Origin of the sequence: Lachnoclostridium sp. An14 (genome assembly GCF_002160755.1) — a bacterium.
Classification (GTDB): domain Bacteria; phylum Bacillota; class Clostridia; order Lachnospirales; family Lachnospiraceae; genus Lachnoclostridium_A.
Window position 1 is genome coordinate 27,736 of sequence record NZ_NFLE01000020.1, and the last position, 22,683, is coordinate 50,418.

The following is a 22,683-nucleotide window of genomic DNA, read 5'->3' on the forward strand; positions in this document are numbered from 1 at the left end:
GCAGTGAAAATGCCCGTTTCACTTTTTCACTCCCCGTCAAACCAGTGGGGGAGCACTTTTTTCAGTTCGTCCTCCTGGGGCCGTTCCAGATAGCCTACGGTCTCTCCTCCGGTGATCTCCCTGGCGATTCCCCTTTTGACCCGGCCGATCACTGCCGCCGGGATTCCTTCTCTCCGAAGGGATTCCGCCAGGCGTCCGCCGTTTGCCGCGGCCGCCACCCCGCAGCCGCCGGATAACAGCCGGTATGGGTTTAAGCCGTATTCCTCACAGATTTCCACCGTATCCTGGCGCAGGGGAATGGCCCTTAAGGAAAACTCGATTCCCAGGCTGTAAGCCCCGGACAGCCGCCAGAGGGCCGCCAGTATGCCGCCTTCTCCCGCTGGCTCGTACTCCGATGCCCCCAGGCTCTCCCAGTACCGGATTTGATCCGGCAGCTCCCAGTCAAAGCCGCCTGCGGCCTGCTCCAGATAAGCCTCAGAAAACCGGGAAATCAGTTCTTCCCGCCTTGCCCTGACGATGGCCGCCGAGCCTTCCGCTCCTGCGTATCCCACCGCCACCAGATCCTGCCCCGGCTCCATAAGGCCGGTGTTTTCTCTCTCAATCTTTCTCATTGGCGTTTCCGTCCGGCCGTCACGCCACGTAAGCGGAAACGGCTGCCGGTGAAAAGCTCCCCTGCCGTTCGCCATGTTCCGGAACTGCCCAGGCGGTGGGAACCGGATCCACGGGAGCCGGGTCGCCGGTCGGGGCCGGAGTTTCCGGAGAGGGCGTCACAGGAGCGGGATCCGCCGGCGGGGCCGGGGTCTCCGGCGCAGGAGCCGGAGTTTCCGGAGTGGGAGCGGGCTGGCTGCTGCCGCCCTGGCCAAGGCCCACGCCGGGGCCGCCGTCCAGGCCCTCAGAGGGCTGGGGCTCCGTAGCCGGCGGGGTATCCTGAGCGGGAGTCTCCTCCACCGGGGCCGGGGTCTCCGCGGGAGCCGCCGGGCCTACCTCGTAGACCGCCTTTGACGCGTTGTAGGTGTCATTGTTTAACAGGGTGCGCTCCGTCTCCACGCCGTCCACGGTCACCACCTTCCAGAGTCTGGAACGGATTCCCGTGTGGCCGGAGGAAACCTTTCTCCTGGTTCCGGGAGCGAGAGCGTTGTTCACCCGCTCGATGGGAGCGCCGGGATCGGTGCGGCTGATAGTCTCCGACACGTACTCCACCTTCCGGTTCTCCGGCCGGGTCTCCTGGCCGTAGCAGGTGAAGGTGAGCTTTCTTCCCGATGTATACGCCTCGATGTAGATGGGCGTGCTGTAATTATTGGTAACCTTCAAATCCTTGTAGGTGCCCGCGATAGCCGCGTCCATAGACGGCTTTACGTAGGTCACGATCATGGAATGGTTCTGGCGCTGGGTGATCTCCAGCTCCGCCGCCAGAGCCATATTGTACATGGTGGTGGAAATCTGGCAGACGCCGCCGCCAATGCTGTCTACCACCTGGCCGTTTTCATAGGAGGCCGCAGGCTCGTAGCCGTTTGCCCTGGTAAAGGGCTGCAGGCACTCGTAGCCGGAAATGGTCTCTCCCGGCATGAGCACGTGGCCGTTTAACTTCTGCGCTCCCACCTCCAGGTTCTTCGCCCGGGCGGAGCCGCTGCTGCTGAAATCCGTGGTAAAGGTTCCCAGCACGTCCTGAATGGTGGAGAGCATCTCCGTGGTGATCTCCGGCTCCTGCTCGCTGACCACGGCCTCCACCGTCAGGGGGCCGTCCCCGGCCTCCGCCAGGGCGGCGTTTACCACCTGAGCCGTCGCCGCCGTATCCACGGCAATTCCTTTTTCTGAAGGAGTGATGACAAACTCCCCGTTTTCTCTGGTGATGGAGGCGTTTTTGGCGCTGCCGTCCATGCCGTCAAAGGTGGTCTCCACCAGGGCTGCCAGCTTTGCCTCGTCCACGGCGGTCTCCACGGGGATCTCCGCCCCCTCCTGCTCCAGGTCCGTAAGGGCCATGTAGCGCTTTAAAAGGTTGCCCTCCGTCAGGCTGGCCACCGTCTCCTCCACCACGTCCCGGTTGCTCCAGGAAAGCCCCAGCTCTCCGGACGTGGTCTCTAAGGTCCTGTCCCCGGCCTGGATGGTGACGCTCCTGTCCTGAAGTCCGCTTACATATTCCTCAATCTTCTCATCGGCCTCCTGTCTGCTCAAGCCGCCTAATTCCTGGCCTCCGGCCCGCAGGCCGTCGGGAAGTCCCGCCGCCTGGGCGTCCGCCCCAAAGCCAAACATCAGGCCGCCGGCCAGGCAGGCCGTCAGAAGTCCTGTTTTCCAAATCCGATTTTTCATAGTTCTCCTCAATCAGCCGTTCCCACAGCCGTTAAAAATTAAAATACAGACCAGATGGCGGATGCCATGGGAAGCACCATCGCCAGGATCAAAATGATCACTACGATCGTGGACACAATCTTTCTCTTTTTCTTATCCATTTTTATCACCTCTTTTGCAGGATCCTTCCATATTTCAAAATAATCTTGTCCGTGATCCGCGAAATCTCGTTGCGACTTAAGTCGTCAATTTGCGCAGATAGTGTTATTTTATGATATTTTAATAAATCACGCAATACTTCTTTTTGCCTTTTTGAGGCCGGCTGTTCCCTTTTTACCTTATATTCCAGGGGTCTGGGAAAAAATGCCTGTTCCTGGCCGTTTTCGTAGAGGCCGGCCAGTTTCTGATAGAGCTGATGGGCGGCCGCGGCGTCGGAAACGGCCCGGTGGGCGTTCTCCAGCGGGATGCCGAAATACTGGCAGGCGGCCCCCAGGTTCTTTTTTTCCTCCTCCGGCATGAAACGGCGGCAGAGGGTCAGGGTGTCGATGCCGTTTCTCTCAAAGGAAAGGCCCCGGTTTACCGCCGCCCGTTTTAAAAAGCTGTAGTCGAAGATCACCCGGTGCCCCAAAAGGGGCAGGTCGCCGCAGAATTCCAGGAAATCCCCCAGCACGCCGCCGATTTCCGGGCAGTCTTTCACCATTTCCTCCGTGATTCCCGTAAGCTCCACGATCCGCGGGGAAATCTCCCGCCTGGGGTTTATGAGCTGGGAGAACACAGCCGTCTCCCGCCCCTGCTCCACCCGCACCGCGCCGATTTCCAGGATCCGCTCCTCCTTTGGATTCAGGCCGGTGGTCTCTAAGTCTACGGCGATGTAGGAGCGCTCCGCGGCGGTCATGGGGTCTCTCCCTGTTCCGTCTGTTCCGCGACAGACCGGCGGGCGGTTTTGGAAACGGACGGTTTTCCGGCAGATGCCTTTCTGGGGGATCGCTGGCCAGCGGAGGGCGTTCCTATGGCCGCCTTCCCGGAAACGCCGCTCTTTCCGCCTGCCCCGGGGCAGAGATCCTGGAGAAAGCAGTCCCCGCACCTGGGACTTCTGGCGGTGCAGATGGTGCGCCCCAGGGTGATGATGTGGATATTCCACAGAATCCAATGATCCTCCGGCAGAAGTTTCATCAGCTCATACTCGATTTTTTCCGGATCTTCCTCTTTCGCGAAACCCAGTTTCCTGGAAATCCGCTTTACGTGGGTATCCACCACAACGCTTGGCTGATGGTAGATGTTTCCCCGGATCACGTTGGCGGTTTTCCGGCCCACTCCGGCTAGGGAGGTGAGCTCCTCCACCGTCTCCGGCACCTGGCCTCCGTACTCCGTCACCAGGGTGCGGCAGCAGGAAATGATATTTTTCGCCTTCATGTGATAAAATCCGATGGAGTGAATGTCCCGCTCCAGCTCCTCCTGGCTGGCCCAGGCGAATTTTTCCAGGGTGTCGTACTTTTTAAACAAATCCCTGGTGACGATGTTGACCCTGGCATCGGTGCACTGGGCGCTTAAAATGACCGCGATCAGCAGCTGCCACGGCGTCTCATACTCCAGATAGCAGCGAAACTCCGTCCCATACTGCTCGTCCAGCCGCCTTAACACCTCCGCCGCCCTGGCGGAGCGCTCCGCCTTTGTCTCTCGTTTTGCCATATTGTCTGTCCTTTTTTACCCTTCTATTCCTTGTGATTCCAATTTGTGAGGCGGCCGGGAACCGTTTTCCCGTCTCTCCTCCCGCACCGCGGCGTTTCCCGTCAGGGGATCCCGGCAGTTGTAGTCAAATACCAGGATTCGCCCGTCCTCCAGCGGCTCCGCGTGGATGCTCTGCCGCGTCTTCCTGCCGCTGTAAAAACGGCGCAGCTCCTCCTTATGCTCCCGCAGATCCGGGGCGAAAAAGGGGCGGCTTTTGGCATTTTCCCGCAAATACAGGTCCGTTATCAGCAGATCCCGGTATTTGGCTCCGTCAAACCCCTGCTCCTGGACAAACCGGTACAAAATCTCGTACCGGGCCAGGCGGCTGTGGCTCATCCCCGAAAGCCCCTTCCTTCCATAATAATCCGCCAACGCCTCAAAGCAGCGAAACGGCCCGTCAAACTCCTCCGTCAGGGCCTCTATGGTCTCCGTGAACTGGCGGCTGTTGTAATAGACCTCCACCATTTCCTCCACCCCTTTTAAGCGGATGACCTCGTCGTAGGAGAGCCAGCGGGTACGCAGCACCTCATAGGGCGGGCAGCCGCGGTACACCAGACCGTACTCCTCGGCCGCCTCCATCATGTAGGAGCCGCTTAGCACCTTCAGAAATCCCAGCTGCAGCTGCTCCGGCCTCATCCGGTACACGCCGTCGAAGGAGCGGCGGAAACTCTCGTAATCCTCGTGGGGCAGACCGGCGATGAGATCCAGGTGCTGGTGGATGTTGTGGGCGCGGTTAATGGCTGCCACAGCGTTTTCCAGCCGTTTTAAATCTGTCTTTCTGCGGATCGCCGCCAGAGTCTTTGGATTGGTGCTCTGGACGCCGATCTCAAACTGCACCAGGCCGGGACGCATTTTCCCCAAAAGCTCCAGCTCCTCCTCGTCCAGCAGGTCGGCGGAGATTTCAAAGTGGAAGTTGGTCACCCCGTTGTCATGGCGCAAAATGTGGTTCCAGATGGCCATGGAGTGGCTCTTTTTGCAGTTGAAGGTGCGGTCGATGAATTTTACCTGGGGGACACCGTGATCCAGAAAGAAATCCAGCTCCCGTTTCACCGTCTCCAGGCTGCGGAACCGCACGGATTTGTCGATGGATGAAAGGCAGTAGCTGCAGGAAAATGGACAGCCGCGGCTGCTCTCGTAGTAGATGATGCGGTTTTTAAAATCCTCCAGCCGGTCGTAGCAAAAGGGCAGCTCGTCCATGGATATGGGCGCCCGCGGCCGGTTTCTCACAATGGTATCCCCCCGCCGCCAGACGATGCCGTCCACGTCCTTCAGCCCGCCTTTTTCCTCCGTCAGGACCTTCATCAGCTCCGCGAAGGTGGCCTCGCCCTCGCCGGCCATCACCCCCGCGATCCAAGGCTCCTCGGCCATCAGCTCCTCAGCCCTCCAGGACACCTCTGGCCCGCCCAGCCAGATGGCCGTATGGGGCAAAAGGCGGGAAAGATCCCGCCCCAGCTCCAGCACATATGAAATATTCCAGATATAGCAGGAGAAACCGAGAAAATCCGGCCTGCGCAGGTACAGATCCTGCAGCACCTGATCCATCTGATGGTTGATGGTGTATTCCCCGATTTCCACCAAAAGGCCGGGAACCTGTTTTTCCCCGTAGGCCTTCAGGCTGTAAACCCCCAGGTTGGAATGGATGTATTTGGCGTTTAACGCCGCCAGCAGGCACCGCATTCCGGCCCCTACATTTCCAGCAGGATTTTCCTGCCTGTGGCCTCGTACTGGTAGTAGCGCACCCCGGCGGCGTTTAGCATCCGCTTGGAGGCACGGACGGAGGGGGTGGCCGCGTACTTGTCCTCCCGGTAAATCAGGGTCTTGATGCCCGCCTGGATGATGGCCTTAGCGCACTCGTTGCAGGGAAAGAGGGTGACGTAAAGCTTGCTGCCCTCCAGGCTGCCGCCCCGGTAGTTTAAAATGGCGTTTAACTCGCTGTGGGTGGTGTAAAAATATTTGGCATTGTAGGGATCGTCCTGTTCATGCTCCTTGCCCCAGGGAAATTCATCGTCGGAACAGCCCTTGGGAAATCCGTTGTAGCCGATGGACAGGATCTTGTTGTCCTGGCTCACGATGCAGGCCCCCACCTGCGTGCTGGGATCCTTGGAGCGCTTTGCCGCCAGCATGGCGACCCCCATAAAATACTCGTCCCATGAAATATAATCCATCCGTTTCTGTGACATGAAATCTCTCCTCCTATTTGTGATCGTTCTGCCTGTATAGCGTTATTTACGCCTGTATGATTTTGTGGCCTGCCGCCTTGGTAAGGCGGTTCATAATGGCCTGCCCCAGCTCTGTCCTGGGAAAGCCCTCGCAGTAAATGCAGTCCACGTCCAGCTCGTCAAACTCCCGGAGCACGGCGTAGAGGTTGTGGGCGATGGTCTCCTCCTTCGCCCGCTGGCCCATGCTGCGGACCACCGTCTTCTCCATCAGGGATTCCGGGTAGAAATGCCTGGTCTCCTCCGTGCAGATCACCCCCACCCTTTTTCCCTGGGCCAGGCTCTCTCCAGCCAGAAGACAGATGGTCTCCGCCATGGCCTCCGGCTCGCCTTCCACCAGGGTCATATCCGCTTTCGGGGCATAGTGGCGGTATTTCATCCCCGGCGCCTTGGGATGGGCGTCCGGGCTCATGGGGCCAATAATGGCCGGGTCTATCTCCACCTCTCCCAGAAGGTCTCTCAACATCTCCATGGTGATGGCTCCTGGCCGCAGCACCATGGGCACCTCCCCGGTCACATCCACAATGGTGGACTCCACGCCGATTCCCACCGGGCCGCCGTCCACCACCATCTCAATCCTTCCGTTCATGTCCTCCCAGACGTGATCCGCCGTGGTGGGGCTTGGCCGTCCGGAGGTGTTGGCACTGGGGGCTGCCACAGGCACGCCTGCCAGGGCGATCAGCCGGTTTGCCACCGGGTCGCTTGGCATCCGCACCGCCACCGTCTCCAGGCCGCCGGTGGTGCCGTAGGGCACCGCCTCACTCTTTGGAAATATCATCGTCAGAGGCCCCGGCCAGAAGGCCTCCATCAGCTTTTTTGCCGCCTCCGGGATCCTGGACACCAAAGGCGCCAGCCCGCTCTCGCCGGCGATGTGGGCGATCAGCGGGTTGTCCGAGGGACGTCCCTTGGCGGCGTAGATCCGCTTTGCCGCCTCCTCGTCTAAGGCGTTTGCCCCCAGGCCGTAGACCGTCTCCGTGGGGAAGGCCACCAGGCCGCCCGTTCTTAAAATCTCAGCCGCCTCCCGCAGCTCCCCGTCCTGGGGATGTTCTCTGTCTTTTATGGTGATTCGTTTCGTTTCCATTTTCTCTTTGTGCCTCTTTTCCTCTGCCTGGGCGAAAACGCAGGCGGGACGCGGTTTCTGCCGTTTTTTCCCGCACCTGCTCCTTTCCAGGCGTCTATTTCATACCATACCACATTTTCCGGCCCGCCCGCAACGGCTTCACGCGAAATTCCTTGCATTCTCCAGCGCTCTCTGATAATATAAGAAAGTGTGCGCCTCCCACCGGAGGCTTTTATGTCATAGAGAGTACCATTTCCTATGACGTAAAAAACATGATTTTAAGGAGGTAGCGATATGGCACTGATATTTCCAAAAGACTATGATCCGAAGCTGAGCATCCGCCAGACGCAGGAAGCCATCAAATACATCCGCGATACGTTCCAGAAGGAATTTGGAAAAGAGATGAACCTGGAGAGAATTTCCGCTCCCCTTTTCGTCCCGAAAAGCAGCGGCTTAAACGACGACTTAAACGGCGTGGAGCGGCCCGTTGCCTTTGATATGGCCGCCATCCCGGCAGAGACCGTGGAGGTGGTTCAATCCCTGGCAAAGTGGAAACGTATGGCATTAAAAGAGTACGGATTTCAGGTAGGCGAAGGCCTTTACACCAACATGAACGCCATCCGCAGGGATGAGGAGCTGGACAATCTCCACTCCGTCTACGTGGATCAGTGGGACTGGGAGAAGGTAATCCGCAAGGAGGACCGGAACTTAGAGACCTTACAGGACACGGTGCGCAACATTTTCAAGATCATCAAGCATATGCAGCACGAGGTCTGGTACAAATACCCGGACGCGGTAAACCATCTGCCCAAGGACATCACCTTTGTGACCACCCAGGAGCTGGAGGACCGCTGGCCGGATAAGACTCCCAAGGAGAGAGAGGATCTGATCTGCCGGGAGCACGGCTGCGTATTCCTCATGCAGATCGGCGACAAGCTGGCCAGCGGAGAGCGCCACGACGGCCGCGCCCCGGACTACGACGACTGGGCTTTAAACGGAGACATCCTGTTCTGGTTTGAGCCTCTGCAGCGCGCCCTGGAGATTTCCAGCATGGGAATCCGCGTAGATGAGACCTCCCTTCATGAGCAGCTTGTGAAGGCCGGCTGCCTGGAGCGGGAGAAACTGCCTTATCACCGAATGCTTTTGGACGGCGAGCTGCCCTACACCATCGGCGGCGGCATCGGCCAGTCCCGTCTCTGTATGCTGCTCTTATGCCGCGCCCACATCGGTGAGGTGCAGGCCAGCATCTGGCCGGAGGGAATGCGTGAGGAATGCGCGTCCCACGATATTTTCCTTCTGTAAGGGCAGAACACATACATAGTACCCTGTGAGGACGGCAGAATCCGCGCCTACGGGGTACTTTTTCTATACTCACAGTCATTCAGCACAATCATTTGGGGAAATGGGGGATCGGAAATGGATTTTTGCAAAGTTACGGAGGAACTGTGGAGAGTTTACCTCACAGCCGGAAGGAAGGAAAACCGGGAGGCCCTTGGCATCCTGGCGCCGGACTGTGTGATCATCGGAACCGGCAAACACGAATTTTATACGAACATGGAAGATTTTGCCCTGGCCCTGGGGGAAGAAATCTCCGAGAGACAGGATATTTCCTTTCAGATTAAAGATTTCTGGTGCGAGCAGAAGGAGCTGGGCCCTGACGCCTGCTTTGTGTACGGCGGCATCCACATCTGGTGGGAAAGCGAGGATCAGAAGATCCACATCGACATGGACAGCCGCTTTTCCCTGATCTTCCGCCAAACGGACGAGGGCTGGAAGGTGGTGCACCTCCATCAGTCCCTTCCCAACAAAGAGCAGATGGATGGGGAGTTCTACCCGAAAACCCTGACGGAGCAGGTAAAGCAGGCCCAGAAGACGGCGGAGGAAATGGCCTGGCTGGCCCAGCGGGACAGCCTCACCGGCCTGATCAACTACACCACCCTGGAGGGGAAATGGCCCGCATGGAGCGAAAACGGCGGCTGGCTCTTTATCCTGGACCTGGACGATTTCAAGAAAACCAACGACACCTACGGCCACGTCACCGGCAACCACGTGCTCAAAGAGATGGCCCGGATCCTGCTCTCCAACATCCGCTCCGGCGACATTGCCTGCCGGATGGGCGGGGACGAATTTCTCCTTCTCTGTGACAGCTTAAGCGACGAGACAGACGCCTCCCATCTGGCCGCCCGCATCCTGGAGACCGTGAGAGCGGCGGACCCAGGGGACGGCAGCTGGCCCGGGGTCTCCTTAGGCGGAACTGCCGTCCTCCCAGGCGAGACCCTGGAGAGCGCCATAAACCGGGCGGACAAAGCCCTCTATTCCGTGAAAAACACCACGAAAAACGGCTACAGAATTCTCTGCCCCTAGATGCCCTGCACCGGCATCCCGTTCACTTCCACGCGGTCATCCACCGCGATCACCAGGCATTTCCTGCCGTCAATCACCCTGGTTTCTATGAGCCCGGCGCACTCCGGGCTCACCTGGATGGTGATGTCCGGCGTCTTGATGCTGAATTTCCGGGAATCCGTGAGATTATCCGCCAGAAGGGAGGTCTTCTCCCCTGCCGTCTCCGCGTATTCCCGGTCAAAATGCTCCATTTTCTCCTCCGGCACTCCGCTTAACTCCAGCAGCCGTTTCACATCCCGGCCGGACAGCTCCAGCGGCTCCGGATCGTCCTCGTGGGCGATGATCATCTCCTGCAAATTGTCGTGGATGACCCGCACCGTCTCATAATTGCAGTCCTCTCCCAGGGTGTCCTGGATGACGGCGTTGAAGATTTCCTTCTGGGTGGCGGCGTCCACCGGGGCGGGACAGCCAAACATATTTTCCACAAACTCCGGCTGCAGGTCCGCCGCCTTTTTGGAGTAGTAGAGCATACTATGTATATCCGCCTGGCGCCCGTTGAAGGCGGGGAACAGAAAACCGGTCATGGGCTCTCCCACCAGCCAGTCGCGGGAGCGGTCCTCGATGTGGTTGTTCTCCTCGTTGTAGCAGAGGCCGGGCTTTGAGAGGGCTACGGGGCAGACGCAGCCCAGCACGAATTCATAGACGATGTCGGAGGCGTCCTCCATGGTGGTGCCGTCCGTCGCCTTTCCCGGCACGTCGTAAAGGCCGTGGATCATCAGGATCAGGTAATTCTCCCCGAAGGGATAAGTCTCGATGATGCGGTCGTACATCTGATCCAGCAGCTCCTCATCCTTTAGCTGGGACTCCCGCACCTGGTATAAAAAGTGCTGCCGTCCTCCCTCCGTCTCCTCCGCCAGGGGGAAATCCACGTTCTGCAGATTTCTTCCCAGGGTGCCGGAGAGAGCTTTTTTAAAGAGTTTCAGATATTTAAACCCTTCTTCCTCCGGCAGGGCAAGGAAGGTCTCCTTAAACTCCAGCTTTTTCGTCTTTTCATAATCCACATAGCAGCCGCAGATGCGGGTGAGGCAGCAGTCCTCCATGCGGAACAGCTTTTTTATCTCCAGAATTTCTTTTTTGATCATGGCTTGTCTCCTTTTGAGTTGTGTGTACATAGGGCGAAAACGCGCCTCCCGCCGGAAACCTTAAAGGCCTTCTGTGGCGGGGAACGCAGGTTCCTTTTGACAGGATAAAACATTCCGGCGGAAATTGCAAGGGAATCCGGCGGGGGAACGGGCGCGCGGGAAGGGCGGGCCGAATCTCCCGGATCCGCCGCCCGCCCTTTCATTTCACGCCGTTTAAATACTCCATAATTCCCATATGAATCGTCCAGGCCAGACGGTCCTGGTAGTCCTCGTCCCCCAGCTTTTCCGCCTCGGCCCGGTTGCTTAGGAACCCGCATTCCCCTTATGTGCATCCGCGACTAACACCGGCCGGCTGTGGGAAAACCGGCCGCAGCTGCCCTCTGGATCATGGCTCCGGCCATTATTTTTTCTTTTTCCGTTTCTTTTTCTTTTCCATCTCCTCCGGGAAACACCGCTCCACATCCAGGTCATCCATCTCGTTCACGCCTTCCGCCATCTCATTCACAATATCGGCGAAATCCCGCATGGGTTTGGCCTTGCCCTTTCCGGAACCGGAAACAGACGATTTCTTTTTCTTATGTCCTCCGGCCTTTTTTCTGTCGTTTTTCAGGCTGTCAGCGACGGTATTCCCGGTTTCCCGTTCCTCCTCATGTTCCGCGGGCGTTTCCTCAAGAGCGGTTTCCTCCTGGCCGTCCTCCGCGAGAATTCCCTGGTCTTCCGGCTCTCCGTCTTCTTCCGGGGACTCGCTTTCCTGGTCTTCCGCCTCTCCATCTACTTCCGAGGACTCACTTTCCTGGTCTTCCGCCCCTCCGTCTTCTTCTGGAGACTCACTCTCCCGGCCTTCCCCGCCGGTTTCACCGGTTTCGCAGGTTCCGGCAGGCTCGCCGCCCTCTCCGTGGCCGTCATCTTCCGTTTCTTCCGTCTCCTCCAGGTGGCTCTCCTCCTCATGGACGTCCGCCCCGTGATCCTCGTCCGCGTGCTCCCCGCCTTTGCGCCGTTTTCTCGCGTCCAGCGTCTCCTCCTTCGGCGGCGCCTCCAAAATCCTGGCGCCCTTGATGCTGCCGGAGAAGATCAGCGCCAGTTTCGCGCTGATGGGGCCAATCATCTCGTATAAAACAGAGGAAGAAAGAATAATGGTGAGCATCAGGGTGCCCGTCTCCTCCGGGAGCAGCCGCTGCCCCAGAAACGCCAGACCGATGGCCACTCCGGCCTGAGGAATAAGGGCTAGGCCCATGTAGTTTCGCATCTTCTCGTCCTTGCCCAGCATCTGACAGCTGACGTAGGTTCCCAGATATTTTCCGATGATACGGATTACAAAATAGGCAACTCCTATCACTCCCACGTGCGCCAGCGCCTTCACGTCCAGATTCATGCCGGAAACGATGAAAAACAGGGACATCACCGGCGGCGTAAAGTTGTTGATCTGGCGGAACAGCTTTTTGTCTTCTGTCAGGTTAATATAGGTAGCTCCGAACACCATGCAGGACAGCAGCGGGGAAATGTCCACCGCCGCGCAGATGCCGGAGATTCCTAACAGCATGGCAATGGCCAGGATCAGACGGTTGTCCTTGCTCCTGGTGGGGATCAGCAGCTGGCTTAAGAAGTAGCCGCAGAAAAATCCGAACAGGATGGCCAACAGGTTCAGCACAATGGGGATCACGATGTCGTTGGCTCTGATCCCGTCTCCCGCCAGACCGTTGGCGATGGCGGACACCACGCTGAAGGCCAGAAGGCAGACCACGTCGTCCAGGGCCACGATCTGAAGCAGGGTGTCCACAAACTCTCCCTTGGCTTTGTACTGGTTAATGGTCATCATGGTGCTGGCGGGAGCCGTCGCCGTAGCGATGGAGCCCAGCACCAGGGCAAAGGGCCAGTCCAGCCGGAACATGAATTTTAAAAGCAGAGTGACGAGAACTCCCGCCACCAGGGATTCAAACAGCGTGATGATCACCACGTCGCGCCCTGTGCGCATCAGCACCTCTCTCTTAAAAAACTTGCCGACGCCGAAAGCGATGAAGGCCAGGGCCAGATCGCTGACGAAGGCCATGTGGGTGATGACGTTGCTCGGTATAAAATCCATACAGCACGGGCCGATCAGGATACCCGCCAGAATATAGCCGCTCACCTTCGGCAGGTTCAAGGTATTCGTAAGCCTCGTCATGACGAAACCGGCAAACAGGATGACTGACAGAATCATCAGAATTTCCGTGCTCTCGCTGAATTGTGTCAAAAAGTTCTGCATTGGTAATACCCCCTTATTTCGTTTTAAAACAGACCGTCCTGCGTCCCCCCGTGCCTTTGGCGAACCGTGTCCGCGCCAGCCGTTATTTTCCGCCGGACAGCAGCGCTCCCGCTCTATTTCCGCGCCGCGCCAGCCGCCATTTTCCGCCGGACAGCAGCAGCGCTCCCGTTCCGTTTCCACGGCCGCGCCGGCCGCCCATTCTCCCCTGGGCAAACCGCTCCGCCAAAGGCTTTTATATCACAGGAAACCCCTTTTCCCATGATACAAAAAGCAGTATGGGCACACGAAAATCGGTGCCTATACTGCTCTCTCTCCCTCTCTGTTCCGCAATATACAACATCTTCTGTTTTGTCAGGATAGCATAACACTTTTCCCTCAGAATGTCAACCTTTTGTGCAATTTATCCATGACCCATCCATGGCTTTCCAGTTAAACGAACCACAGCCCCTCATTGGTGGTGGAAATGGCGTCTGCCCCCGCCGCGAACACGTCCAGAATCTCCTTCTTCTCCGAGATCAGCCCGCCCGCGATAATGGGAATGTCCGTGCCCTCTCGGATTACCCTGATGAGTTTCGTGGCCACTCCCGGCATAATCTCTATCATATCCGGCTTGTAGCTCTCCAACAGTTTCTTTGTGTTGTTCGCCGCCATAGAGTCGATAATAAACGCCCGGAGAATGCCGATCATCCCGATCTCCATGGCGTGCTTTACTAAGATCGGCTTTGTGCTGATGATCCCGTCTGCCTGGGTCTGCTCCTTGATAAAGTCAATGGCCACTTCCTTGGAGCCCAGCCCCTGAACCAGGTCCGCGTGCACCATGGCGTACTTTCCATGGGCCTTTAAGGCGGCCACAATCTCCTTAATATTGCAAATATTCCCGTACAGAATAAATACTACCTGGCATTCCGTATCAAAACACCGTTTCAGCCCCCGGTCATCTTTGATGGCAGCTATCACCGGGGACAGCTCCAGAAGGTCTACCGCCCTCATCATTGCTTGCTGTCCAGCCATCCCCTGCATACGCCGGGGAAGTTGCTGATCACGCCCTCGCAGCCCCACTCATACAGCTGCTCCAGCGCGCCCATATCGTTGATGGTCCACACGTTCAGAGGAATGTTGTGCTCCTTGCAGCTTTGTACCATCTCCTCGGTCAGGGCCTTCATACCGGGATGGTAATACTGGAAATCAAACTTTTCACAGTAATATCCAGGATTTCCCAGGTTTTCGTACTCCACCAGGGCGCCGCAGGGGATCTCCGGAGCCAGTTTCCTCAGCAGCGTGATGGAAGAATGGAGGAAGGAGGAAAAAATAATCTTCTTCTCCAGGCCGTACTTCCTCACCAGAGCCAGGGTCTTCTCCTCCAGCTCCTCATAGTAGTAAACGCCGGACTTGATCTCGATATTGGTCACCAGATCCGTGTCCTTTACCCACTGAAAATACTCCTCCAAGGTCGGAATCGGCTCAAATCCATATTTTCCGTTCCAGGACGCCGCGGCGTTAAACTTCTTTAACTCCTCCAGGGTATAATCCTTCACATTTCCGGTGCCGTCCGTGGTGCGGTCGATCTTCTCGTCGTGGATGATTACCACCTGGCCGTCGCTGGTGAGCTGCACGTCCAGCTCAATGCCATCGCATCCCGTCTCCGCCGCCTTCTTAAACGCCAGCATGGTATTCTCCGGATACTTTCCGCTGTACCCTCTGTGCGCGTATACCTTCATCTCCACATCCTCCTTTATCTCATGGTTCCCCTCATGAATTTTGGAAGCCCCTGCGGCAGTTCACAGGAGCTTCCTTTCTGTTCATCATATCATAAATCAGGGTCTGTTTCAAATAGTTCCGCTTAAGCCTTCCCGCGGTTCACGTTTTTCGTGGCCACAATGCTCACTCCGGTGCCCGCGCAGTTCTCGATGATCACGTCGCCGATGCAAACGGGCGCCTCCACAGCCGCGCTGCGGATCTCCGCCATACAGTCGAAGATCTTTCCCTTCGGGATGTCTTCCTTCGTTTTTACGGAAACCATGGCCAGCTCTCCGCCGTTTACGCGGACGGATGAGGTCACGATACGGGTGGGGTTGGTCACTTCCTTCTTCGCGTAGTCCTCTCCCCGTTTACAGGTATTTCCGGTCACGGTGATCGTCTCTTTGTCCATGGTCACAGTCACCGGGCAGCCCAGCGGGCAGCCAATGCAGATCAGTTCTCTCTTTTCCATCCTATTCCACCTCCGTACAGAACACGATTTCCTTCAGATCCGGGTACTTCTGCAGTTCTTCCTTCTTCAGGATCACCTGCTCCATCTCACCGGGCGCCAGCACTTTTTTCTTTCTGTGAGCGACCCGCTCCCCGTCAAAGTACACGCTCACATACCGGTCCTTATAGACGTCCGCCACGCGGAAACGCACCACTACCTTGTCGTTCATATGCTCCATGTCAATGGTCTGCGGTACGGTGTAGCGGATACCGTTCTCCGCCTTTAAGGTCACCGGATGGGCCTCGCCCTCACTCCGCCTGTTCTGAACGTAAGCGGCGGCGTTGGTTCCGGCCAGGGTGGCTTCCTCGGAAACGTAGTCCACCAGATCGTGCACGTGAAGCACGTTGCCGCAGGCGAAAATGCCTTCCGCGCTGGTCTCCAGCTGGTCGTTTACGTTGGGGCCGGAGGTGACGCGGTTCATCTCCACGCCGGCTCCTCTGGTCAGCTCATTCTCCGGGATCAGGCCCACGGAGAGCAGAAGGGTGTCACAGCTGTAATGTTCCTCCGTGCCGGGGATCGGTTTGCGGTCCGGGCCTACCTCTGCCAGGGTGATGCCGGTCACTCTCTCCTTGCCCTGGATGTCCACTACGGTATGGCTCAGTTTCAGCGGGATGCCGTAGTCGTTCAGGCACTGCACGATGTTTCTCTTTAAGCCGCCGGAGTAGGGCATCAGCTCTGCCACTACCTTTACCTTCGCCCCCTCTAAGGTCATACGGCGGGCCATGATCAGGCCGATGTCGCCGGAGCCTAAGATCACCACCTCTTTGCCCACGCTCAGGCCTTCAATGTTCATCAGGCGCTGCGCCGTCCCGGCGGAGTAAATGCCTGCCGGGCGGTAGCCGGGAATGTTTAAGGCGCCCCTCGGCCTCTCCCTGCATCCCATAGCCAGGATCACCGCTCCTGCCTGGATGGTCTCCATGCCGTTCTCGCGGCTGATTACGGTCACTTCCCTGTTCTCATTGATGTCAATGACCATGGTGTTTAAGCGGTAGGGAATCTTCTCCTCCTCCACCATGGCGATGTAGCGGGAGGCGTACTCCGGCCCGGTCAGCTCCTCCTTAAAGGTGTGCAGGCCAAATCCGTTGTGAATACACTGGTTTAAGATACCGCCCAGGCTGCTGTCCCGCTCCAGGATCAGAATATCCTGCACCCCTGCCTTTCTCGCCGCAACGGCTGCTGCCAGTCCGGCGGGGCCTCCTCCGATAATTACAATATCATGAACTTCCTTCAGCATATGAATTCCTCCTATTTCTGACCGGTCAGCATCTCGGATCCGGGTGCGTTTTTACAGATTTCTTCCATCGGAATGCCTAACTCCCTGGACAGGATCTCCATGGTGCGGGGAGTGCAGAATCCTGCCTGGCAGCGTCCCATGCCCTGGCGCACCCGGCGCTTTACGCCGTCCAGGGATTTCGCTCCCAGGGTGCGGGTGATGGCGTCCACGATCTCTCCCTCGCTGACGCCCTCGCAGCGGCAGATGATGGTGCCGTAGGACGGGTTCTGACGGATCAGCTCCGCCTGCTCCTCCTTGCTTAAAAGCTCCGGACGCACAATGCCCTTTCTCTTTCCGTTCCAGTCTGCCTTTTTCCCGGCTCCCGCCTTTTCCGCGATCAGTTCGGCCAGATAAACGCCGATGGCGGGCGCGCTGGAAAGTCCAGGAGACTCGATGCCGGCAGCGTCAAAGAACCCTTCCGCGTCCTCCGCCTCGCCGATGATGAAATCATCCCCGTCCTCATGGGCTCTCAGGCCCGCAAAGGAGGTAATCACCTGGCGGAAGGGGATGTCCTTCACGCTTAAGGAGGCTCTCCGCATCAGGGAATCCAGATCCTCCGCCGTGGTGGCCGTCTTCTCCTTGTCCTCCACATCCGCAGCTGTGGGGCCGGTCAGCAGGTTTCCGTGAACGGTGGGAGTCACTAACACGCCCTTGCCCATCTTGGTGGGCAGCTGAAAGATGGTTCTGGTCACAATGCCGCCGGCCTCTTTGTCCAGCAGGCAGTAGTCACCCTTTCTGGCGGTGATGTGGATCTTCTTCTCACTTACCATGTTGTGGAATTTATCGGCGTAAACACCGGCCGCGTTCACCACGTATTTCGCGGTGATCTGGCCCTTGCTGGTCTCCAGCACGTAGCCGTCCTCTGTCTTTCCGATATTCTGGACCTCCGTAAAGAACCGGAACTCCACTCCGTTCTCGCAGGCGTTCTCCGCCAGGGCGATGGTGAGGCCGAAGGGGCATACGATGCCGCCGCTGGGAACCTGAAGGGCAGCCACCACCGTATCCTCCACATTGGGCTCCAGGCTGCGCACCTCGTCCCCACTGATGATGGACATTCCTTCCACACCGTTGGCGATGCCCTTGTCATACAGTTTCTGAAGGGCCGGCCTGTCCTCCTCCGCAAAGCAGAGCACCAGGGAACCGTTGCGCTTGAAGTCAAAATCCAGCTCCTCGGCCAGCTGGCCCATCATCCTGTTTCCTTCCACGTTGAACCGGGCCTTTAAGGAGCCGGGCTCCGCGTCGAAACCGCCGTGCACGATCGCGCTGTTGGCTTTGGAGGTTCCGGAACAAACGTCCTCATCCCGTTCCAGAACGCAGGTCTTTAACTGAAATCTGGAAAGTTCTCTGGCAACTGCGCAGCCGATCACTCCGCCGCCGATTACCACCACATCATAATTCATTCCACTCATGCTTCTTTCTCCTTCTCTGTATTGACAATACCTGTATTTCAGGCATCTCCGTCTACTCTGTCACAGCCAGCACATCATCCATTTCCACCAGCTTGGCCAGCAGTTCGGATTTCTGATACCCCGGCGGGAACACAACGTCATACTCCAGCTTTACTTCGTCTTTCTTTGTCTTATTGATCTTCACAGAGATCACGCTCAGTTTTTCCCCGATCAGGAACTTCTCCATATCCTGTACGATTCCTTCCCGCTTGATCAGCGTCATCTTAACAAGACCTCCGGAGGCCACATTGGCGAAGTAGGCGATCTTGTGCATAATGAGCTGAACCAGCAGCATCAGGACCGTCACGCTCACGCTTACCACGTACATTCCCGCCCCGGCTGCCAGGCCGACACCGGCGGTGGACCACATACCTGCCGCGGTGGTAAGTCCGTTTATCAGGTTATTGCGGACGAAGATGACTCCCGCTCCCAGGAAACCGATGCCGCTCACTACCTGTGCCGCGATACGGGCCGCGTCCTGGGCGTGTTCTCCCATGTCGGTAAATCCATATTTGGAAACCACCATGATCAGGGCGGAGCCCAGCGCCACGATGGCGTGGGTGCGGATTCCCGCCGATTTATTTCTGTTTTTCCGCTCACTTCCAATCACAAGCCCCAGAAGTGTGGCCACAAGAATACGGAATACAAACTCCATCTGCATCAGAAATCCAGGCAGCTGGAACTGTTCCAGAATCACGCTTGAATCAATCATCCTATTCTTTTCCTCCCCTTGCTACTAAAAAAAGCGTAACTGAAGTGAGCACAGACCAGCTCTGTGCCTACCACTGTTACGCTTTTCTCTCATACTCTTACGTAAATATATTCGGCTGTTCTTACCTATCTATCCAACTAACGTCAGCCCGCCCAGTCTCCTATACGCAGCTGCAGGCCACAAAATGATTGGGCTCCACCTCGCGAAGCTGGGGATTTCCGTTCTTACAGCACTCCTGCACGCAGTCGCAGCGTTTCATGAAACGGCACTCATCCGGCAGGTTCACCGGGGAAGTGATCTCGCCCTTGATCAGCTGACGTTTCGGCTTATCCCCGCCCACGATGGGAAGGGGAATGGCGGAGAGCAGGGCCTTTGTGTATGGGTGGATCGGGTTCTGGAACAGGATGTCCGAGGGCGCCTTCTCCACCATCTGGCCAAGGTACATCACCGCGATGTCATCGGAGAAATATTTTACTACGGAAAGGTCGTGGGTGATGAAAATGTAGGTCAGGCCCAGGTCTTTCTGCAGTTTTTTCAAAAGGTTCAGGATCTGCGCCTGGATGGACACATCCAGGGCGGAAACCGGCTCGTCACATACGATCAGTTTCGGGCGCACAGCCAGGGCGCGGGCGATACCGATACGCTGGCGGCGGCCGCCGTCCAGCTCGTGAGGATAGGTGTTCACATAGCGCTCTGCCAGTCCTACCGTCTCCATCAGCTCCAGGGTGCGGGCCTCGATCTCCGCTTTCGATTTTAACAGCTTGTGCTCGATGATCGGCTCGCTGATGAGCTGCATCACCGTCTGACGGGGATCCAGAGAAGAAAACGGATCCTGGAATACCATCTGCATCTCCTGGCGCAGGGGACGCATCTGTTTCCGGCTGTAGCCTGTGATGTCCTGGCCGTCAAACAGGATCTTTCCTCCTGTGGGCTCCAAAAGCTTTAAAATGGTTCTTCCCGTAGTGGACTTTCCGCATCCGGACTCTCCTACGATTCCCAGGGTCTTCCCTTCCTCAATCTTAAAGCTTACGCCATCCACGGCGTGGAGCTGTCCGCCCGGGGTATTGAAAAACTTTGTAAGGTTCTGAACCTCAAGGATTGTCTTATTTGCCATCTTTGTTCCCCCTTAACCTGAATTCCGGATGATTGTAGGCGCTGCAGGCCACGAAATGGGTCTCGCTGCCGTCCACAGGCATAAGCTGCGGAACCGCCTTGGAGCACTCCTCCGTCGCGTAAGGACATCTGGGAGCGAACGCGCATCCCGGCGGCAGATCAGACGGATCCGGCATCAGGCCCTTGATGGGAACCAGCTCCTCGCCCCTCTGCTTTAAGTTGGGCAGGGAGTCAAACAGTCCCTCGGTGTAGGGATGACGCATATGGTTGAATACGTCGTCCGCAGTGCCTTTCTCCACGATTCTTCCGGCATACATTACTGCCACGTCCTCGCACACTTCCGCTACCACGCCCAGATCATGGGTGATCAGCAGCATGGACATCTCCTGCTCCTGGATCAGCATTTTCATCAGCTCCAGCACCTGCGCCTGGATGGTCACGTCCAGAGCGGTGGTGGGCTCGTCCGCGATGAGCAGCTGCGGGCTGCAGGCCAGGGCAATGGCGATAACCACGCGCTGTTTCATACCGCCGGAGAACTGATGGGGATAGTCGTAGGCGCGGGACTCCGCGATTCCAACCATCTTTAACATCTCTTTAGCCTTCTCAAAGGCCTCCTTCTTGGACAGGTTCTGGTGGATGGCGATACTCTCGCCGATCTGATCCCCCACGGTCATAACCGGGTTTAACGCCGTCATGGGATCCTGGAAAATCATGGCCACATCGTTTCCACGCATTTTCTCCAGATCTGCCGATGACATTTTCAGCACATCCTTTCCCTCCAGGAAGATCTCTCCCTCTTTGATCACTCCCGGCGGGTTCGGTACCAGGTTTAAGATGGACAGCGCCGTGGTGGTCTTTCCGGCGCCGGTCTCTCCCACCAGGCCTAAGGTCCTCTTTTTTCCGATGGAAATGTCAATGCCGTTGACCGCATGGACATCCGCATCCTCCGTCTCATAGTGTACTACCAGATTTTTTATATCAAGAACTAAATCTTCAGCCATACCTTTCCCCTCCTGATTATTTCTTCATCTTCGGATCCAGTGCGTCGCGCAGGCCGTCACCCAGAAGGTTTAAGGCAAGCACCGTGAACATGATAGCCAGACCTGGAATGATACACATATAGCTGGCGTCACGGATGTGTCCCCGTCCCGCGCTCAGCAGAGCACCCCACTCAGGAGCCGGAGCCGGAACGCCGATCCCTAAGAAACTGAGGGATGACGCGGAAATGATCGTGGTACCGATTAACAGCGTGATCTGTACGATGATCGGGGACAGACAGTTGGGAAGAATGTGTTTTACGATAATCTTCCAGGTGGGAAGTCCCATGGCATAGGAAGATTCCACATACTCCTGATCCCGGATGGTCATAACAGACGCACGCACGATCCTGGCAAAGCTGCTAGCGCAGGAGAAGGCCAGGGCGATCATTAAGTTTACCGTGCTGGGTCCTAACAGGGACACGATTACAACCGCCGTCATAATGTTGGGGATCGAGTAGAAAATGTCGATTCCGCGCATGATGATGGAGTCGATCACGCCGCCGTGGAAACCAGCCTGGGAACCCAGGATGGTGCCCACAACCAGGCCCAGGAGCACAGAGCCCACACCGATGATCAGGGAATAACGGGCTCCGTAAATGACGCGGGCGAACAGGTCACGGCCGTACTCGTCCGTACCGAACCAGTGAGCCGCACCGGGAGCCATCAGGCGCTCCGACATATTCTGTCCGATTACGTCCACTTCATAGTCAAAGATAAACGGGCTTAACGCCGCAGCCATAATCAGCAGACCCAGGAATCCCAGTCCCAGCATGGCGCCAGGGTTCTTCACCAGACGGCGCCAGGTCTCCTGTGCCAGTGTACGTTTCTTATACTGTTTTTTCAGTTCGTTTGCCTGTGCCATTCTATCACCCCTTCTTACTGTACTGAGCCTTGATACGCGGATCGAAGAACGCGTAAATCAGGTCTACCACCAGGTTGATGATACACATCAGGATGGAACACATGATGATAGAACCGGTAACCATGGGCGTATCACGCTTGGAAATGGAGTCATATACCAGACGTCCGATTCCCGGCCAGGAGAATACGGTCTCCGCCAGTACGGAACCGGTGATTACTAAGGACATCTGCAGGCCGATAGCCGTGATAATCGGGATCAGGGCGTTTTTCAGTCCGTGAACGGTGATCACCTGTTTCTCAGAACATCCCTTTGCCCGCGCCGTGGTCATGTAGTCCTGACGCAGTACATCCAGCATGGAGGAGCGGGTGGTTCTGGTGATCAGGGCCGCCAGGCCGAAGCCTACGGTCACCGCCGGCAGCACCAGGCTGTCCAGCCCGCCTTTGCCGCCTGTGGGGAACAGCCCCAGTTTCAGCGAGAATATAATAATTAGCATCAGCCCCAGCCAGAAGTTTGGCATGGAGTTGCCGAATAGGGCGAATATCATTCCCGCCGTATCCTTCCATGTATTTTGGTGGATCGCCGTATAGATGCCCAGGGGAATGGAAACCACCACCGCGATAAAAACGGCTGCCCCGCCTAACATCAGGGTATTGGGAAGGCGCTCCATAAAGGTCTTAAATACATCACGCTTGGTCACATAGGACTGACCCATATCTCCGGTCAGCATCCCCTTCATGTAGTTGCCGTAGCGCACGATAAACGGATCATTTAAGCCAAGCTCCTCACGAATCTCCTCGATCTGCTCTGGTTTCGCGTTGTCACCAGCCAGCATCAGAGCCGGGTCTCCTCCAGTCAGGCTCATGGCCCAGAAGATCAGAAATGAGGTGACCAGAATAACGGGGATCAGCATTATCAGTCGTTTGAGTATGTATCTTATCATCTGCCTGCCACTCCTTTTTCTGTGTTGATT

The 22,683-nt window shown here is 57.1% G+C and carries 20 protein-coding genes and 2 pseudogenes; 2 read left to right on the forward strand and 20 right to left on the reverse strand.

Annotation, left to right across the window (positions count from 1 at the left end):
- Nucleotides 1-26: 26 nt before the first annotated feature.
- The 7 genes and pseudogenes from B5E84_RS12080 to B5E84_RS12110 form a co-directional block, all read right to left on the reverse strand.
- The gene (locus tag B5E84_RS12080; RefSeq protein ID WP_087223081.1) at nucleotides 27-611 is read right to left on the reverse strand and encodes an AIR synthase family protein; all 585 of its coding nucleotides are present in this window, start codon (nucleotides 609-611) and stop codon (nucleotides 27-29) included.
- 19 nt (nucleotides 612-630) lie between these two features.
- Nucleotides 631-2,307 carry a VanW family protein gene (locus tag B5E84_RS12085; RefSeq protein ID WP_087223083.1) on the reverse strand — a complete coding sequence of 559 codons (1,677 nt, stop codon included), beginning with the start codon at nucleotides 2,305-2,307 and terminating at the stop codon, nucleotides 631-633.
- Nucleotides 2,308-2,452: 145 nt separating this feature from the next.
- Nucleotides 2,453-3,181, reverse strand: a complete 729-nt coding sequence (locus B5E84_RS12090; RefSeq protein ID WP_087223085.1) for a 3'-5' exonuclease — start codon at nucleotides 3,179-3,181, stop codon at nucleotides 2,453-2,455.
- Between the two features lie 152 nt (nucleotides 3,182-3,333).
- A pseudogene (gene nth, locus B5E84_RS12095) lies at nucleotides 3,334-3,975 on the reverse strand (endonuclease III); the annotation flags it as partial.
- Nucleotides 3,976-3,990: 15 nt separating this feature from the next.
- Nucleotides 3,991-5,691: a B12-binding domain-containing radical SAM protein gene (locus B5E84_RS12100; RefSeq protein ID WP_087223089.1), complete on the reverse strand. Its 1,701-nt coding sequence runs from the start codon at nucleotides 5,689-5,691 to the stop codon at nucleotides 3,991-3,993.
- A gap of 8 nt (nucleotides 5,692-5,699) precedes the next feature.
- The gene (locus tag B5E84_RS12105; protein WP_087223091.1) at nucleotides 5,700-6,194 is read right to left on the reverse strand and encodes a deoxycytidylate deaminase; all 495 of its coding nucleotides are present in this window, start codon (nucleotides 6,192-6,194) and stop codon (nucleotides 5,700-5,702) included.
- A 46-nt stretch (nucleotides 6,195-6,240) separates the two neighbouring features.
- Nucleotides 6,241-7,311: an L-threonylcarbamoyladenylate synthase gene (locus B5E84_RS12110; protein ID WP_087223093.1), complete on the reverse strand. Its 1,071-nt coding sequence runs from the start codon at nucleotides 7,309-7,311 to the stop codon at nucleotides 6,241-6,243.
- 273 nt (nucleotides 7,312-7,584) lie between these two features.
- Here B5E84_RS12110 and asnA point away from each other — a divergent pair, with 273 nt between their 5' ends.
- A complete protein-coding gene (gene asnA, locus B5E84_RS12115; RefSeq protein ID WP_087223095.1) occupies nucleotides 7,585-8,592 on the forward strand; it encodes an aspartate--ammonia ligase in 1,008 nt (335 codons plus the stop codon).
- Between the two features lie 114 nt (nucleotides 8,593-8,706).
- Nucleotides 8,707-9,654: a diguanylate cyclase domain-containing protein gene (locus B5E84_RS12120; RefSeq protein ID WP_087223097.1), complete on the forward strand. Its 948-nt coding sequence runs from the start codon at nucleotides 8,707-8,709 to the stop codon at nucleotides 9,652-9,654.
- On the opposite strand, the gene B5E84_RS12125 is transcribed toward B5E84_RS12120, so the two are convergent.
- The 13 genes and pseudogenes from B5E84_RS12125 to B5E84_RS12185 form a co-directional block, all read right to left on the reverse strand.
- The gene (locus B5E84_RS12125; protein ID WP_087223099.1) at nucleotides 9,651-10,775 is read right to left on the reverse strand and encodes a DUF4317 domain-containing protein; all 1,125 of its coding nucleotides are present in this window, start codon (nucleotides 10,773-10,775) and stop codon (nucleotides 9,651-9,653) included. The genes B5E84_RS12120 and B5E84_RS12125 overlap by 4 nt on opposite strands.
- Before the next feature lie 199 nt (nucleotides 10,776-10,974).
- Nucleotides 10,975-11,094 (reverse strand): annotated as a pseudogene (locus tag B5E84_RS21410) (N-acetylmuramoyl-L-alanine amidase); the annotation flags it as partial.
- Nucleotides 11,095-11,175: 81 nt separating this feature from the next.
- Nucleotides 11,176-13,017 (reverse strand): cation:proton antiporter, encoded by a 1,842-nt coding sequence (locus B5E84_RS12135; protein WP_087223100.1) that lies wholly within the window; start codon nucleotides 13,015-13,017, stop codon nucleotides 11,176-11,178.
- A 429-nt stretch (nucleotides 13,018-13,446) separates the two neighbouring features.
- Entirely contained in the window at nucleotides 13,447-14,010 is a 564-nt protein-coding gene (locus B5E84_RS12140) for a glycerol-3-phosphate responsive antiterminator (RefSeq protein WP_330374244.1), read from the reverse strand.
- A complete protein-coding gene (locus B5E84_RS12145) occupies nucleotides 14,007-14,735 on the reverse strand; it encodes a glycerophosphodiester phosphodiesterase (protein WP_087223103.1) in 729 nt (242 codons plus the stop codon). Before B5E84_RS12145 ends, B5E84_RS12140 begins: the two co-directional genes overlap by 4 nt.
- A 122-nt stretch (nucleotides 14,736-14,857) precedes the next feature.
- The gene (locus B5E84_RS12150) at nucleotides 14,858-15,226 is read right to left on the reverse strand and encodes a DUF1667 domain-containing protein (protein WP_087223105.1); all 369 of its coding nucleotides are present in this window, start codon (nucleotides 15,224-15,226) and stop codon (nucleotides 14,858-14,860) included.
- 1 nt (nucleotide 15,227) lies between these two features.
- Nucleotides 15,228-16,499 carry an NAD(P)/FAD-dependent oxidoreductase gene (locus B5E84_RS12155; RefSeq protein WP_087223108.1) on the reverse strand — a complete coding sequence of 424 codons (1,272 nt, stop codon included), beginning with the start codon at nucleotides 16,497-16,499 and terminating at the stop codon, nucleotides 15,228-15,230.
- Between the two features lie 11 nt (nucleotides 16,500-16,510).
- The gene (locus tag B5E84_RS12160; protein WP_087223110.1) at nucleotides 16,511-17,947 is read right to left on the reverse strand and encodes an NAD(P)/FAD-dependent oxidoreductase; all 1,437 of its coding nucleotides are present in this window, start codon (nucleotides 17,945-17,947) and stop codon (nucleotides 16,511-16,513) included.
- Between the two features lie 52 nt (nucleotides 17,948-17,999).
- On the reverse strand, nucleotides 18,000-18,698 hold the full coding sequence (locus tag B5E84_RS12165) for an MgtC/SapB family protein (RefSeq protein ID WP_087223112.1): 699 nt from the start codon (nucleotides 18,696-18,698) through the stop codon (nucleotides 18,000-18,002).
- Between the two features lie 160 nt (nucleotides 18,699-18,858).
- On the reverse strand, nucleotides 18,859-19,812 hold the full coding sequence (locus B5E84_RS12170; protein WP_087223114.1) for an ABC transporter ATP-binding protein: 954 nt from the start codon (nucleotides 19,810-19,812) through the stop codon (nucleotides 18,859-18,861).
- On the reverse strand, nucleotides 19,802-20,812 hold the full coding sequence (locus B5E84_RS12175; protein WP_087223116.1) for an ABC transporter ATP-binding protein: 1,011 nt from the start codon (nucleotides 20,810-20,812) through the stop codon (nucleotides 19,802-19,804). Before B5E84_RS12175 ends, B5E84_RS12170 begins: the two co-directional genes overlap by 11 nt.
- 16 nt (nucleotides 20,813-20,828) lie before the next feature.
- Nucleotides 20,829-21,713 carry an ABC transporter permease gene (locus tag B5E84_RS12180; RefSeq protein WP_087223119.1) on the reverse strand — a complete coding sequence of 295 codons (885 nt, stop codon included), beginning with the start codon at nucleotides 21,711-21,713 and terminating at the stop codon, nucleotides 20,829-20,831.
- Between the two features lie 4 nt (nucleotides 21,714-21,717).
- Nucleotides 21,718-22,653, reverse strand: coding sequence for an ABC transporter permease (locus tag B5E84_RS12185; protein WP_087223121.1), 936 nt, complete (start codon nucleotides 22,651-22,653; stop codon nucleotides 21,718-21,720).
- Between the last annotated feature and the right edge of the window lie 30 nt (nucleotides 22,654-22,683).